The sequence below is a fragment of the Pseudomonas sp. S3_G06 genome (assembly GCF_054667565.1).
This window is the reverse complement of the sequence record NZ_CP162738.1, coordinates 237,501-251,823: the sequence shown is the minus strand read 5'-3', so window position 1 is coordinate 251,823 and position 14,323 is coordinate 237,501. Positions and strand designations below refer to the sequence as shown.

General features: G+C 59.8%; 12 protein-coding genes and 2 rRNA genes (1 of these 14 running past the window's edge). 6 read left to right on the top strand and 8 right to left on the bottom strand.

Annotation, left to right across the window (positions count from 1 at the left end):
• Positions 1-142 precede the first annotated feature (142 nt).
• Positions 143-1,315, top strand: coding sequence for a hypothetical protein (locus AB4N47_RS01170; RefSeq protein WP_341639423.1), 1,173 nt, complete (start codon positions 143-145; stop codon positions 1,313-1,315).
• Between the two features lie 173 nt (positions 1,316-1,488).
• Positions 1,489-2,013, top strand: a complete 525-nt coding sequence (locus tag AB4N47_RS01165; protein ID WP_016770725.1) for an SET domain-containing protein — start codon at positions 1,489-1,491, stop codon at positions 2,011-2,013.
• A 9-nt stretch (positions 2,014-2,022) separates the two neighbouring features.
• On the opposite strand, the gene can is transcribed toward AB4N47_RS01165, so the two are convergent.
• Entirely contained in the window at positions 2,023-2,667 is a 645-nt protein-coding gene (gene can, locus AB4N47_RS01160) for a carbonate dehydratase (RefSeq protein WP_039761245.1), read from the bottom strand.
• 140 nt (positions 2,668-2,807) lie between these two features.
• Here can and AB4N47_RS01155 point away from each other — a divergent pair, with 140 nt between their 5' ends.
• Positions 2,808-3,212 (top strand): serine kinase/phosphatase, encoded by a 405-nt coding sequence (locus AB4N47_RS01155; RefSeq protein WP_264365766.1) that lies wholly within the window; start codon positions 2,808-2,810, stop codon positions 3,210-3,212.
• A gap of 121 nt (positions 3,213-3,333) precedes the next feature.
• On the opposite strand, the gene rimI is transcribed toward AB4N47_RS01155, so the two are convergent.
• Entirely contained in the window at positions 3,334-3,786 is a 453-nt protein-coding gene (gene rimI / locus AB4N47_RS01150) for a ribosomal protein S18-alanine N-acetyltransferase (protein WP_016773192.1), read from the bottom strand.
• Positions 3,779-4,525: an energy transducer TonB gene (locus tag AB4N47_RS01145; RefSeq protein ID WP_110602976.1), complete on the bottom strand. Its 747-nt coding sequence runs from the start codon at positions 4,523-4,525 to the stop codon at positions 3,779-3,781. The genes rimI and AB4N47_RS01145 overlap by 8 nt, the downstream gene beginning before the upstream one ends.
• Positions 4,526-4,767: 242 nt before the next feature.
• Between AB4N47_RS01145 and mksB the strand changes: the two genes are divergently transcribed.
• The 3 genes from mksB to mksF are packed head-to-tail and all read left to right on the top strand — an operon-like array spanning position 4,768 to position 9,576.
• The gene (gene mksB, locus AB4N47_RS01140) at positions 4,768-6,048 is read left to right on the top strand and encodes an Mks condensin complex protein MksB (RefSeq protein ID WP_160768349.1); all 1,281 of its coding nucleotides are present in this window, start codon (positions 4,768-4,770) and stop codon (positions 6,046-6,048) included.
• Positions 6,038-6,739 carry an Mks condensin complex protein MksE gene (mksE, locus tag AB4N47_RS01135; RefSeq protein WP_341639422.1) on the top strand — a complete coding sequence of 234 codons (702 nt, stop codon included), beginning with the start codon at positions 6,038-6,040 and terminating at the stop codon, positions 6,737-6,739. The genes mksB and mksE overlap by 11 nt, the downstream gene beginning before the upstream one ends.
• Positions 6,736-9,576, top strand: a complete 2,841-nt coding sequence (gene mksF, locus AB4N47_RS01130) for an Mks condensin complex protein MksF (RefSeq protein WP_041480021.1) — start codon at positions 6,736-6,738, stop codon at positions 9,574-9,576. Before mksE ends, mksF begins: the two co-directional genes overlap by 4 nt.
• Positions 9,577-9,766: 190 nt before the next feature.
• On the opposite strand, the gene AB4N47_RS01125 is transcribed toward mksF, so the two are convergent.
• The 5 genes from AB4N47_RS01125 to AB4N47_RS01105 all read right to left on the bottom strand — a co-directional run.
• Complete coding sequence (locus AB4N47_RS01125; RefSeq protein WP_016773187.1) at positions 9,767-12,070, bottom strand: PqiB family protein; 2,304 nt, start codon at positions 12,068-12,070, stop codon at positions 9,767-9,769.
• Entirely contained in the window at positions 12,063-12,686 is a 624-nt protein-coding gene (locus AB4N47_RS01120; protein WP_071173597.1) for a paraquat-inducible protein A, read from the bottom strand. The genes AB4N47_RS01125 and AB4N47_RS01120 overlap by 8 nt, the downstream gene beginning before the upstream one ends.
• Positions 12,673-13,332: a paraquat-inducible protein A gene (locus AB4N47_RS01115; protein WP_071173598.1), complete on the bottom strand. Its 660-nt coding sequence runs from the start codon at positions 13,330-13,332 to the stop codon at positions 12,673-12,675. Before AB4N47_RS01115 ends, AB4N47_RS01120 begins: the two co-directional genes overlap by 14 nt.
• Positions 13,333-13,479: 147 nt before the next feature.
• Positions 13,480-13,595 (bottom strand): 5S ribosomal RNA (gene rrf, locus AB4N47_RS01110).
• A 156-nt stretch (positions 13,596-13,751) separates the two neighbouring features.
• Positions 13,752-14,323 (bottom strand): 23S ribosomal RNA (locus AB4N47_RS01105) (it continues 2,322 nt past the right edge of the window).

The following is a 14,323-nucleotide window of genomic DNA, read 5'->3' as shown; positions in this document are numbered from 1 at the left end:
CCTGTGGGAGCGAGCGCTCGCTTGCACAGGTCTGGCGTGGAAATCATGAAATCCATACTCAACCGCTTTTCTGTCAAACACCGCTGATCCACTATGAAGCGCCCCCAAATCAAGGGGAACCCACGCTGAAAAGGATCTGAGCATGTTCAAACTCGCAGGACTTACCCTCGTTGCACTGACGCTAAGCGCCGCCGTCCACGCTGATATCGACGTGAAACTGGGCAGCACCGAGCGCGTCACCCGGCTCTTCGCCTACCCCAACAATTGCAGCGTGATCTGCTTTCGCAACTGGACGCTGGAGCAGACCGTTGCTCACTACCTGAGCCAGAGCGTACAGCGAGACGGTTACGCCGATGCCAAGGTGCTGGTGAAGACCGACAACGATCAGCTCTACGCCGAGATCACCGGAGTGCCGGACGGCTATGACAAGCCGCTGTCGGCGTTGCTCGACGCCGGCGATCTGGCTTATGCCGGCGCCAGCAAGTTGAATGCCGATGGCAAATGGGCCTATAGCTGGTATCTGTTCCTGCCGTTGGGCATGGCCCTGGAGAATCGCAAGAGCGTCGAGTTGCTGCACTTCCCGCCTGACTACTCGCTGACCCAGGCGCAGGACTACCTGCGCTCGAACACCACCGATCGCTGGGCGACTTTGCTGACCGATAACGGCATCCCTGCCGGGCAGACGCCGGCTTATCAGACCATCATCGACATCGCGCCGATCGCCGCGCCGTCCAATGCCGGCGGGGAGCTGGAGGACGTCTACGACTACTTCAAGGATTACCAGACCACGCTGGTCAAGCAGTTCAGCCAGACCGCCAGCGGCACGACGCTGCCGATGGTTGCGTTCGGGGCGCCGGTGCGCAACTGGATCAAGGAACAATATGGGCCGACGGTGGGCGTATTGGGGCTGGCAAGCATCAGTCCGGCCGAAGGGGTGAATGTGCCAGTGCTCGGTTCCAACCATCCGAGCTATATCTGGTACGCCGCCGATCCGAAGAGCTATACCGGCGACGATGCCCAGGCCAAGGCTGACGCGGCGGGCCTGAAAGTCATGGGCCAGGATTTGAGCGCGGCTTGCTGGCAGGCCGGGATGGGCAGCAAGCCGGGCAGCGATGCGCAGGCCACGCTGAACAGTTGCACGCAAACATGGCAGGTGACGCAAAAGGTCAAAACCTGCGAGTTGTTCTACACCTCGATCCGCAACCTCAGCGTCGAAGAAGCGGCTGCCAAGTGCGCCACGCCACCAGTCAAGACGCAACTGCAACAGCTGAAAGCGCCCTTGCCTGCGGCCGCCGTGCCCGCACCCGCTCTGTAATCGCTGCCGGAGCCCCCGTGTCAGCCAATGCTGACGCGGGCCAACGGTGATCGCGCCTGTCAGGTTTGACAGTAGACCGGTACCTTCAATTGCGCGACGCTTGGATCCAATCATGCTTCGCCTGGCGAGGCATGGGCACAATCCGGAGGCAACACTCAACAACAAGGATCGTTATGAACAATCAAGCCATGGGCCGGCACCTGCCGCGCGACACAGAAGGCATCTATCCGTTCGCCGGACTTCCGGTGCGGCTGGGTTTTCCATCCTGCGACGACTTCCAGATCATCCACAACGAACGAGGCGTCGCCACGGCAGTGGTCGCGCGCCGTGAGTTTCTGCGCATCAGCCGAATGTGCCGGGTTTCCGGGCAATTGCTGCCCTATCGCTGTCGACAGACCCGTCAGCTGCAAACCGGCATCCACGTTTACGATCCGCGCTTTTGCGGGGTGCTGGAACACGCCTGCGACCCGAATGTATTTCTCGACATGAGCGAATTGTGGCTGTGGGCGTTGAAAGATATCCACAGCGGCGAACATCTGAGCATCGATTACGCATCGACCGAAGACAAACTGCTACGCCAGTTCGCCTGTGATTGCGGTTCGTCGCGTTGCCGTGGGTGGATCACCGGTTACGATGAACCACCCACGCCTGAAGGCCAGCGCTTTTTACAGCGCTGGCGGCATCCAGGCCGAAGCTGAAAGCTGCGGTTACGGCGCGCCGACCGGACGCAAACGGTATTGCGGCGGCAACTGTTCGAAACCACTGATGGTGGTATTGAGACTTTTCCAGCGGCCATCCTTGATGCCGTAGATGCAGCCGTGGATCGACAGCGGCTGCCCGCGATGCCAGGCGTTCTGGATGATGCTGGTGTGCGCGACGTTGGCCACTTGCTGGATCACGTTGAGTTCGCACATGCGATCGACCTGCTCTTCTTCGGTCGCCAGCTTGGCCAGCTCCTCGCGTTTCTCGTAGTACAGATCGCGGATCGACCGCAGCCAGCCGTCGATCAGGCCGAACTGGCGATCCTGCATCGATGCGCGCACGCCGCCGCAGCCGTAGTGGCCGGTGACGAGGATGTGTTTGACCTTTAGCACATCAACCGCGTACTGGATCACGGACAGGCAGTTGAGGTCGGTGTGCAGCACGACGTTGGCCACGTTGCGGTGCACGAACAGATCGCCCGGCAGCATGCCGACGATTTCGTTGGCCGGTACGCGTGCGTCGGAGCAGCCGATCCATAGATATTCCGGAGTCTGCTGGCGCGCCAGTTTGGCGAAGAAATCCGGGTCTTCCTTGGTGATCGCGTCAGCCCAACGCTCGTTGTTATCAATCAGGTCTTGTAGATCGTGCATGGATAAGGCCTCAAGAAAGATGCGCAGGTTTGATAGACGACCACCCGTCGAAGTCACGCCGCCAGCGCAAAGTGTTTTCGTTGGAATTCTCGCGCGCCCGGTGAGTCCACTCAGTAAGGCCCACACTATGAGGAATTGCCATGACTGATTCACGACGCCCTTATGATGCGGTGCAACCGGAACCCATCGATGATAACGAAGACCGCATGGGCTCGGTGCACGAGCTGGATTTCGACGATGAAGAGCCCAGCGCGAAGATCGGCGATGAGCTGCCCGAGCGTGAACGTGAACAATTGATGCCGGCTGAGCGAGTGCGTGAGGCGGGTATGACCGGGGCCTCGGTGGACGATCACCAGCCGACTGACGATGACCTGAGCCCGGAAACGTTGATTCGCGAGGATGGTGCGCGCGATGCCGAGGAAGTCGGCGATGGTAATCAGGCGGATTGGGATCTAAGCGTGGTCGATGAAAATGACATCGGCGGCGGTGACGGGCTGGATGAGGCGGAACTGGCGGATCTGGATCCGCTGGATGGCAAGCGCTGATCCGCTGAGTTGAAATTTGCCCCCTGTAGGAGCTGCCGAAGGCTGCGATTTTTTGATTTTGCTTTGGATCTTACAAAAACAGGATCAAAAGATCGCAGCCTTCGGCAGCTCCTACATGGCCTCAGTCAACCAGGGTACAGACCATCACCACCGCATCTTCACGCCCACCCACCGCCGGATAATAATCGCGACGCCGGCCGATCTCGTTGAAGCCATACCGCTCATACAACTTGAACGCAGCCGTGTTGCTGTCGCGCACTTCAAGAAAACACTCCCGAGCCTCAGCCGCATACGCTCGCGACATCAGATGCTCAAGCAATGTCAGCCCCAACCCGCGCCCCTGATTTTCCGGCTTGACGGTGATATTGAGCAGGTGCGCCTCATCAAGAATGATCTGCACCACACCGTGGCCCACCTGCTGCTGCCCTTCGAACATCAGCCAGATCTGGTATTTGCCCAGGCCATCGAGAAAAATCCCCCGGGTCCACGGATGGCTGTACGCGGCGTATTCGATCTTCAACACAGCGTCCAGGTCCGCCTCGGTCATCGGGCGAAAGGTTACAGCCTCACTCATCGGATTGTTTCCAGCGCGCCATCAGCCGACGCATGGCTTGCCACACAGCGGCCTTGCGCTGTGGCTCTTCCATTAACAGTTCCAGACCGGGAATCGCCCAAGCCAGGCCCAGACCTTCGATCTGCAATTCACTATTGAACGCTTCGGCGTCCGCTTCCCCGGCAAATTTCACCGCCGGCAGGCCGATCAGCCACAGACAGGCGCAGGGCGCCGCTTCCATCTGCACCGAGAGGAAACCCTGCACGAAATCGCGCGCCGCTTCCGGGCCTTGATCCAGCGTGCCGCGATTGAGCCACGGCCAGCGCACAGGTTCGCCGACGATTTGCGGCGCATCCGGTAGACCGGCGGCGCGCAGCATGTCCTTGAGCAGCAGGTAGGCCGGATCGCGACTCTGAAACGCTTCGCCTGTGGGTAACTCGACCAGCAGCAGGCAACGCCCGGCGCGCAGCAGTTGCAGGGCGAAACGCGGTGGCGGCACTGGCGCTGGCTTGACCACCACCGGCGTGTCGTCGACTTCTTCCACCGGTTTCGCACCGTTGCGGGTACTGGCCAGCGACGGACGCGGCACCTCGATTTTCGGTCGCTCGGCCTGACGCGCGGCAGGCTGCGCCGGTGCTTCGGCCAGAGGCGCCGGAACAACCGGTACCTCAAGCTCAGGCTCGGGCATCTCCAACAGCTCGGGCCGCGACGGTGCGGCGAAAGGCAGTTCGGTGCGCGGCAGCCAGTTGACCACCTGCATGGCGTTCAAATAGGCGCGGCGGCGGGACTCGATAAGCAAAGGTCGGCCACTTGTGGATAACGGAAAGTGCGCTGATTCTACCGCCCTTCGCACAAGATCGCTCGCTGTTGATCGAGACCCCGCGCTGCGCTGCGCCGCTGCCCTTTTGGCAAAGAATGCGACAGCCCGTCCCGAGAGTGAATCGCCGCGCCTGTGATGCAGTACAATCGCCGCTTTTAATCGCCAACCAGCCGGCCATTCCGATGATCGAACCCAAGCGCGTCTTGCGCGCCCTCGCTGAACACTGGGCACTTCTGGAGCCACTGTGCGAGCACTTCGACCAAGGCACCCTGAGCCTCAACGAACTGCGCACGCAACTGGCAGCCCAACAACTCGACAGCACGCCGCAGGACATCACCAGCCTGCTCGACGTGTGGATTCGCCTCGATATTCTGGTTCCGGTGGCGAAAAGCCCGAACCGTTTCGAGCTCAACGCGCAGATCCACGACTTCCTCGCCTACCTGCGCCGCGAACACCGCCTCGGTCTGTGCCTGGAAATCGAAGCCTATTTGCGTCACCTGGAGCGTCTGGCCGGTTATATCCAGGACGCTTTCGACGTTCGTGACGGCAACGATCTGGCGCGCCAGCTGCGCTTGCTCGACATGCGCGTGCGCGACGTACTGAAGAAACTCGACAACGATGAACAGGCCCTGGTGGCAGTCGCCGAACGGGCGAAGACCAGCGACCGGCAGATTCCGCTGCGTCAGCGTTACGCCGAAGTGCTGGCGACGTGGGACGAATACGTCGAGCCGATGATTGATCTGGTCAACGCCGACGGCGCCTTCGAACAAGGCGTGCGCAAGGTCGAAACGGTGCTACTGAAGATGCTCAGCGAACAGCAGCGCCTCGGCCATCTGGTCGATGACGACATGCTCCTGCGCACCCACGCGCGCATCCTCGAAATGCAGACCAGCGCGCAACTGACCCTGCGCCATGCCCGCGAACTGCTGCTGCCGTTGCGTGAAGAAGCGCGTCGGCACAACGCCGTGACCCGTGGCGCCGCACTGGCGCTGGCGGCGATCCGGCGTAAAGGCATCGACGCCGTGCCGCAAGCGGCGATGCCGCTGTTCACCCGTCCGCAAAGCACCTTCCTCGGCAGCGCCAGTCAGGTCGAAGCCTACGTCTATGCGCTGGCGCGTTTCGAGCCGAAACCGGCGCGCTTCCCCAAGGCGCACAAAACCCAGAAGGCGGGCGACGCGCCACGAGCCCCCCGCACCGTGCGCGAGATGGTCGATCGTTGCGAAGAATCGTTGCCGATGCCGGACCTGATGACCTGGCTGCTGGAGCAGGAACCGGACGGCGCCACCGACGAATTGCTTTACTGGTTCTCGCGCCTGTCGCGGGAAAAACGCTTCAAGCGCGAGCGTCTGGAACGCCGCGAATACCACACTCACGAGCACCAGGTCAGCCTGCGCTCCTTCGCCCTGCTCTCGGCCAGCGATACCGCCGCCGAGGATTCTGCGAGCATCCCAAATGCATCTTGATCTTTCCGAACTGTCGCAACTGGCGCCGACTTTCCGCGAGTTGTTCAAGGGTTACCACGTCAGCCGCCGTGATCCCGAGCTGTACGCACAACTGTCGAATTTCCAGGACCAGTACCGGACGCTGTTCAAGGCGCTGGGCTTTGAACTGGTCTGCGACACCCGTGGCTTCTACTATTTCGTGCCGGACATGGCCGCCGCAGCGGTGAACAAGACCGCCCAGCGTCTGGCGCTGTTCACCTTCATCCTCGTCGAGCACCTGGCCGATCAGGGCCGCGACCCGATTGCCGTGCTCGACGGCGGCAGCCTCGGCCGCGAAGAATTGCCGTCGCTGCTGGACAAGTACCGCGACCTGTTCATCCAGGCCGAAGTGCAGACCGTCGAAGAACTCGAAGAAAAAATCATGCGCCGCATGACCCAGCTTGGTTTTGCCGGCGAAGAAAACGGTGTCTACCGCTTCCTGCCGCCGATGCACCGTTTCCTCGACGTGTGCCTGTCGGTACAGCAGGACCGCGACCTCGCAGCCAGCGTGCACAGCGTTCTGCCGCTGCCGGCGCCGGTGCTGATCGACGAAGAAGCCGAAGCGAAATTCCTCGAAACCGACGATCCATTGGATTTGAGCGAGTTTGAAGAAGAAAGCGAAGAAGACGCACTGGCCCGCGCCATTGCCGAAGAACAGGAGTCCGATGCATGAGCCAGGAACGCTACGGCATCCGCCGCTTTGCCCTTTTGAACACCGCCGGTTACAGCCTTGGCCTGTTCCCGCTGGAAGAACCCTTGTCGGTGTATGGCGCGAACAACCTCGGGAAATCGGCGTCGATCAACGCTTTGCAGTTTCCGATTCTGGCGCGCATGTCCGACATGAGTTTCGGCAAGTACAGCCTCGAACAATCGCGGCGCTTCTACTTCGCCTCCGACACCAGTTACATCCTCGTCGAAGTCAACCTGCCCCACGGCCCCCACGTAATCGGCGTGGTCGGTCGCGGCCCGGGCGGCGGTTTCGGCCACCAGTTCTTCGCCTACGCCGGCAAGCTCGATCTGGCCCACTACCAGAAAAACGACACTTGCCTGCGTCAGAAAGAGCTGTTCAGCAATCTCGAAAAAGAAGGCCTGAAAGCCTACGAACTCAAGCCGGATGAACTGCGCCGCTTGCTGGTTGGCGGCCACACGTCAATCCCGCTCGACCTGACCCTGATCCCGCTGCGCTCCACCAGCGAGCAGAGCCTGAAGACCTTCCGTGCGCTGTTCATCAACCTGCTGCACATGCGTGAAATCACCGCGGCCAAGCTCAAGCAACTGTTCCTCGATGCCTTCGAACACAGCTTGCGTTCCGGCAGCGTCGATTACATCGCCGCGTGCGAAGAAGCCTTCCGCGATGTGCGGCGCATGGAGCAGGACTACAACTCGCTGGTCGCCGCCGGTCCATTGGTTGAAGCGCTGGCCAACGGCGTGAAACAGCGCGACGTGCTGCGCGGCAAATTGCATCGCCTGTCACCGCTGCTCGACTCGTTGCTCGGCACTTGGTCGGACTACGCCACGGCGCGCAAGGAAGAGCTAACCATCCAGGCCGAGCACTACCGTCGCGAGCAGGACGATCTGCAAAACGATCAGCGCGGCGGCACCCAGGAACTGATGCGTCTGGAGCGGGAGATTTCCGGCATTCAGCGCTGGCTCGGTGAGCTGTCGGTGCTGAAGAACCGCTTCGCGCTGGTCGATGACGTCAAAGTGCTCGAGCAACAATTGCTCGCCGCCAAGGATGCTCACGATGAACTGGCCGGTGCCCTGGCGCAGTCGCGTCAGTTCAGCGCCGAAGACCTCGAAGAGCGTCTGCGCGATCTGGAAAAACGCCTGAAGTCGGTGAAGCAACAACTCGATCACGCCGACAACAACAGCTACGCCCGTCTGCGCGAAGAGTTCTCGCAACAGGACGTCGAACGCCTGATGCGCCTGTTCAACAGCGCGCTGTTCAGCCTGCCGCTGGGCGAGCACGGCATCACCCTCGACGAGAACGGTGAGTGGGTCAAATCGGTCGAGCTGATTCTTGACGGCTTCAAAGGCGAGCGCTTCGAAGTGCCGGGCCTATCGATCGACATCTCGCACATCGAGCCGCCGGCCCTGCAAGCGCTGGCCGACCGCGCCGCGTTGCGCGATCAGAAGGAGCGTCTGGAAAAAGAGCTCAAGCAACTGAAAACCCAGCAAGCCGTGGCCGCCGACCGCGCCGCAAGCAAGACCCAGACCGAAGCGCTCTATCAGCAAGTACTGGACGCGCAGAAAGCGCTGGAAGATTTCCGTCGCACCCAGACCCTGAGCGCCGAAGAAAGCGACAAACTCGAACAACTGGCGCAGATGGAAGCTGCGCAGGACGAACTCAAGCGCTCCAGCGATGCCTTCACCGAGCGCGTCCAGCAACTGTCGGCCAAGCTGCAACTGGTCGGCCGGCAGATCGCCGACATGGAAGCCAAGCAGCGCACCCTCGACGACGCGCTGCGCCGTCGTCAGTTGCTGCCAGCGGACCTGCCGTTCGGAACGCCGTTCATGGATCCGGTCGATGACTCGATGGACAACCTGCTGCCGCTGCTCAACGACTATCAGGACAGCTGGCAGGGTCTGCTGCGCGCCGATGGGCAGATCGAGGCGCTGTACGCGCAGGTGCGTCTGAAAGGTGTGGCCAAGTTCGACAGCGAAGACGACATGGAGCGGCGTCTGTCGCTGCTGATCAACGCTTACGCACACCGCACCGATGAAGCGCTGACCTTGGGCAAGGCGCGGCGCGCGGCGGTCACCGACATCGCCCGCACCCTGCGCAACATCCGCAGCGATTACGACAGCCTCGAGCATCAACTGGCGCTGTTCAACCGCGAGATCAACAAGCGTCAGGTCTCCAACCTGCAGAGCTTCCGCATCGTCCTCGCGCCGAACAAGGAAGCGCTCAAGCACATCGACCAGATCATCCACAGCGCCGGCCAGTATGAGGAAGGCGAAACACTGTCGGTGTTTGACCTCAGCCAGAGCGCCGAGCAGGACAACAAGAACGAAGAGGCCAAGGAATACCTCGCGCGGCTGGTGGCAGCGAACCACAACCAGCTCGGCCTCAAGGACTTGTTCGAACTGGCTTTCGAGATCACCAAGGTCAACGGCCAACCGGTGATCCACACCGACATCGACGGCGCGGCGTCCAACGGCACGACCATGACCATCAAGGCGTTGACCAACATGTACTTGTTGCTGCACTTGATGGATCGCGACCTGGCCGGCCGCGTGCGTCTGCCGTACTACCTCGACGAGGCGGCGGACATCGACGAGAAGAACCAGGCGGCGCTGCTGGAAACCAGTCTGCAACTGGGCTTCGTGCCGATTCTGGCGAGTGTGAAGCCGCAAGTCTGCGCCAGTGTCGCGATCGACCTGGAAGGCGGCAGCGGCCCGGCGGGGATCTACATCGATGAGGCGGACTGGAAGTACATTCGCCGCCATGATGTGGTCAAGGCCACGCTGAATGTGCAGGCCGATGAGCCGGAGCTGGATGCGGTTTGATCGGCTTTAGCTGAAGGCAAAAAAAGGGCCGCGATCTGATGGGATCGCGGCCCTTTTTTATCGCCTGGGATTTGGGTTGAATCAGAGGGCCTCTTCGCGAGCAAGCTCGCTCCCACATAGAAACGCATACAAAATGTGGGAGCGAGCTTGCTCGCGAAGGCGTCTTGATAGACGCCCCATAAACTTCAGGTTACTTACCGAGCTGAATCTTCGGCGCCCAGGTCAGCCATTCATCCTCGAATTTGTCGAACAACGGGAACGTCTGCTCCGCCCGCGCCGGATTGCCCATGCGCTCGCCATCCGGGGTGGCGAAGGCAATCCCGCCCTGAATCAGTGTCTCCAGCGACTCGGTGCGCACCGTCACGCCCTTGAACAACCCATAATCGAAGCCCACGCCGCTGGTGTTCCAGAAGCGGCTGCCGCTGCGCACCAGTGGCGCGTACTTCGGCTCGATCAGGATGTGCACCAACACACGGTCAGCTGTCTGGCCCAATTCATAACCGGTCACCTTTCCGACGGTGATCTCACGGTAGGTCACTGGTACGCCAGGCTTAAGCGAACCACGACGTGCGGCGCTCAACACCAGACTCAGACCCGCTTCTTGCTTGGTGACTTCCGGCGCCTCGGCCAAGGCAACGAAGTTCTTCTGCGGGCCGAGATTCTTCGCCGCCGGCTGGACTTCGATGTATTTTCCGGTGACCAGCGTTTCCAGATTCTGCGTCTTGATCAGGCCCAGTTCCGGCTTGACCACCCAGAACTGACTGCCGACCCGGGCGATCTTTTCCGGTACTTCGGTGATGCGTGCGGTGAGGATTACCGACTGCATGTCATCGGTCAGATCGACGCTTTCAATCTTGCCGACATCCAGCCCCTTGAAACGTACCGGCGTACCGCTGCTCAAGCCGTCAGCGCGATCAACCTTGATCGTCACTACCGCGCCTTTCTTGTTCGCCTCATCGTGGTCGGCGAACAGACGGAAGCGCGGTATGCGTTTCTTCAACGGCGCATTGGCTTGCGGCGTTTCAAAGGCGATACCGCCGGCCATCAGGGTTTGCAAAGATTCACTCTTGACCTGAATGCCGCCGGTCAAGCCACCCGTGAGGGTAATGCCGCTGACATTCCAGAAACGCGTCGAGGCGTTGACCAGGTTTTCGTATTCCTTCTCGATGTGCACGCCGATGACCAGCTGCTTCTTGGTTCGGGAGAACTGGTAGCTCTGCACCGAACCGACCTTGACCTGCTTGTACAGAATAGGACTGCCGACATCGATCGAACCCAGCGAATCGGTAAACAACACCAAATGCAGGCCCGGCGAACGCAGATCCAGCGGCGGTGCTTTCGGTCGCGCCTCGAACTCGCGTTTCGGCGCAGCGCCTTTGTCGCCCGGACGCACGGCGATGTAGTTACCTTTCACCAGCGCTTCCAGGCCGGTAATACCCGCCAGGGAAATCGACGGTTTGACCACCCAGAACTGCGTGCCCTCAACCAGATAGTCTTCGGCCAACGGATCAAGGGTCAGCTCGGCTGTTGCACTGTTCAGGTCCGGATCGACTTTGAGCGCTTTCAGGTTGCCGACCTGAATGCCTTTGTACATCACCGGTGTGCGACCCGCCTGCAGGCCCTCGAAATCACTGAGTTTGACCTTCACGCGAATCCCGGCGGCGGCGGCGTCGAAGTCTTCATAGAGACGGAACGGCAGGCTCGGATCAGTCGCTGGGCTGTCCTTGCGATTCTCCGGCGTGGCGAAGGCGATGCCCCCAGCGACGATGCTGGCCAAGGACTCGCTACGGACTTTTACTCCGGACAGGTTGGCGTCGATGCTGATGCCGCTGGCGTTCCAGAAACGTGTGTGTTTGCGCACCAGTTTGGCGTAGGTCGGCTCGATGAACACCTTCAGTTCAACGGTGCTCTGATCCTCGGAAAGCACGTAGCTTTTGACCTGACCGACCTTGATCTGCTTGTAGAACACCGGGCTGCCGCGATTCAGCGAGCCGAGGCGATCGGCCTTGATGGTCAGGTGCAGACCGGGCTTGGCGTCGGACAGCGGCGGCTCTTCGGCGAGTGCCTTGAACTTGCGCACGGGCTCGCCTTCACCGGGACTGATCGCGACATAGTTACCCGAGACCAATGTCTCCAGACCAGTGATACCGGCCAGGGTCACGCTCGGTTTGACCAGCCAGAACCGCGTGCTGGTCTTCAGGTACTGCTCGACGTCCTTGTTCATTTCGATGGTGGCGATCACCCCTTTGGAGTTGCCCTCATCGTCGAGCTTGAGCGTCTTGACCTTGCCGACCGGCATGCCTTTGTAGACCACTTCAGTCTTGTTGGCCTGGATGCCTTCGCCGCTTTCAAAGCGCACCTGAATCTCGATACCAGTCTCGGAATAAGCACGCCAGCCGAGCCAGCCGCCGATGATCAGCGCGATCAGAGGCAGCACCCAAATGGCCGACCAGTTCGAAGCCGGTCGGGTTTTCGCTACAGGCAAATCAGTCATGGTCGTCGTCCGACTCCGTGTTATCCCAAATCAGTCGGGGATCGAAAGTTACTGCGGCGAGCATCGTCAGAATCACCACAGAGGCGAAGGCGACGGCGCCCAGATTGGCTTCGACACTGGCTATCCGGCCGAAGTTGACGACCGCCACGAGAATGGCGATCACGAAAATATCGAGCATCGACCAGCGGCCAATGAACTCGATGAATCGGTACATCCAGATGCGCTGACGGGCCGACAATGGCTGCCGGCGCTGCACGGAAAACAGCAACAACGCGATGCCGACCAGTTTGAACGTGGGCACCAGAATACTGGCGATGAACACCACGCTTGCGATCGGAATCATGCCGTGCTGCACCAGTTCAATCACGCCGGACATGATGGTGCTCGGTTCACCCTGGCCCAGGGAGCTGACCGTCATGATCGGCAAGACGTTGGCCGGAATATAGATAATGGCTGCCGTGATCAACAGCGCCCAGGTACGGGTCAGGCTGTTGGGGCGGCGAGCGTGAACCTGCGCGCCGCAGCGGGTACAGCTCTGCTCATCGACGTCAGCTTCCTGCTTGTTCAGTTCGTGGCATTCGGTGCACACCAGAATGCCCGCATCAATCGCCCGCATGGGCATCCTCTCCTGATAATGCCTGCCAGATCTGATGCGGTGACATCACCACCTCCAGCCAGACTTGTACCAACAACAAGCCAATGAAACATGCCAGCCCGAGGCCGACGGTGATGGCTGCCATATCCGCCAGCTTTACGATCGCGACAAGGACGCCCATGAGGTAGACCTCGAGCATGCCCCAGTCTCTGAGGTGGTGGTAAATACGATAGAGCAACAAGCCATAACTACGGCCGACATTGAAGCGGATCGTCAGTAGGACAAACAGCTGGCACAACAACTTGAGTAACGGTATGGCCATGCTGCAAAGGAAGACGACAATCGACACTCCTTGCATATCGGTGTTGAACAGACCGACCACGCCACTCCAGACCGTATCCTGCGAAGATTGCCCGAGGATATTGAGTTGCATGATGGGTAAAAAGTTTGCCGGTACGTAAAGTAATAATGCCGCAATCACCAGCGCGAGGCTGCGCTGCACCACGTTATGGCGATGGGCATACAGTTCGTAACCACAGCGCGGGCAGAGCGCTTTCTCACCATGGGCAAGTGTCGGCTTGCGCATCAGCAGGTCGCACTCGTGGCACGCTATCAAGTCTTCCAGCGGTAAATCTGACAGCCCGGGGGCGTCAACCGATTCTGACATACAGGCTCTGACTCCGATAAAGATGGGGCTATTCTAGTGTTCTGCTTCGAAAATAACTGTGCAATTTTGTTCGCCATAGCGCTGAAAACTTTTTCCCAGGCAAAACAAAACCCCAACTGCTTTCGCAATTGGGGTTTCGGAATTTAATCTTGACGATGACCTACTCTCACATGGGGAAACCCCACACTACCATCGGCGATGCATCGTTTCACTGCTGAGTTCGGGATGGGATCAGGTGGTTCCAACGCTCTATGGTCGTCAAGAAATTCGGGTACTGACTCGTGACCAGATGGCCTCGCTTCAGCAAATTGGGTATGTGACAGCTTTCGGTGTTTGTGCGCTTCGAACTTTCGGTTCGTTTCGTCTTCACACACCGCAATCTGGTGCCTTCTCAGGTCAGCAAATTGCTTGGGTGTTATATGGTCAAGCCTCACGGGCAATTAGTATTGGTTAGCTCAACGCCTCACAGCGCTTACACACCCAACCTATCAACGTCGTAGTCTTCGACGGCCCTTCAGGGAACTCAAGGTTCCAGTGAGATCTCATCTTGAGGCAAGTTTCCCGCTTAGATGCTTTCAGCGGTTATCTTTCCCGAACATAGCTACCCGGCAATGCCACTGGCGTGACAACCGGAACACCAGAGGTTCGTCCACTCCGGTCCTCTCGTACTAGGAGCAGCCCCTCTCAAATCTCAAACGTCCACGGCAGATAGGGACCGAACTGTCTCACGACGTTCTAAACCCAGCTCGCGTACCACTTTAAATGGCGAACAGCCATACCCTTGGGACCGGCTTCAGCCCCAGGATGTGATGAGCCGACATCGAGGTGCCAAACACCGCCGTCGATATGAACTCTTGGGCGGTATCAGCCTGTTATCCCCGGAGTACCTTTTATCCGTTGAGCGATGGCCCTTCCATACAGAACCACCGGATCACTAAGACCTACTTTCGTACCTGCTCGACGTGTCTGTCTCGCAGTCAAGCGCGCTTTT

What these genes read in the sequence shown, in the direction of transcription:
- AB4N47_RS01155 (WP_264365766.1), top strand. Translation starts at nt 2,808, where the DNA reads ATGACTGATTCACGACGCCCTTATGATGCGGTGCAACCGGAACCCATC.
- AB4N47_RS01170 (WP_341639423.1), top strand. Translation starts at nt 143, where the DNA reads ATGTTCAAACTCGCAGGACTTACCCTCGTTGCACTGACGCTAAGCGCC.
- AB4N47_RS01145 (WP_110602976.1), bottom strand. Translation starts at nt 4,525, where the DNA reads ATGCAGGTGGTCAACTGGCTGCCGCGCACCGAACTGCCTTTCGCCGCA.
- AB4N47_RS01115 (WP_071173598.1), bottom strand. Translation starts at nt 13,332, where the DNA reads ATGTCAGAATCGGTTGACGCCCCCGGGCTGTCAGATTTACCGCTGGAA.
- mksE (WP_341639422.1), top strand. Translation starts at nt 6,038, where the DNA reads ATGCATCTTGATCTTTCCGAACTGTCGCAACTGGCGCCGACTTTCCGC.
- AB4N47_RS01125 (WP_016773187.1), bottom strand. Translation starts at nt 12,070, where the DNA reads ATGACTGATTTGCCTGTAGCGAAAACCCGACCGGCTTCGAACTGGTCG.
- AB4N47_RS01120 (WP_071173597.1), bottom strand. Translation starts at nt 12,686, where the DNA reads ATGCGGGCGATTGATGCGGGCATTCTGGTGTGCACCGAATGCCACGAA.
- rimI (WP_016773192.1), bottom strand. Translation starts at nt 3,786, where the DNA reads ATGAGTGAGGCTGTAACCTTTCGCCCGATGACCGAGGCGGACCTGGAC.
- mksB (WP_160768349.1), top strand. Translation starts at nt 4,768, where the DNA reads ATGATCGAACCCAAGCGCGTCTTGCGCGCCCTCGCTGAACACTGGGCA.
- can (WP_039761245.1), bottom strand. Translation starts at nt 2,667, where the DNA reads ATGCACGATCTACAAGACCTGATTGATAACAACGAGCGTTGGGCTGAC.
- mksF (WP_041480021.1), top strand. Translation starts at nt 6,736, where the DNA reads ATGAGCCAGGAACGCTACGGCATCCGCCGCTTTGCCCTTTTGAACACC.
- AB4N47_RS01165 (WP_016770725.1), top strand. Translation starts at nt 1,489, where the DNA reads ATGAACAATCAAGCCATGGGCCGGCACCTGCCGCGCGACACAGAAGGC.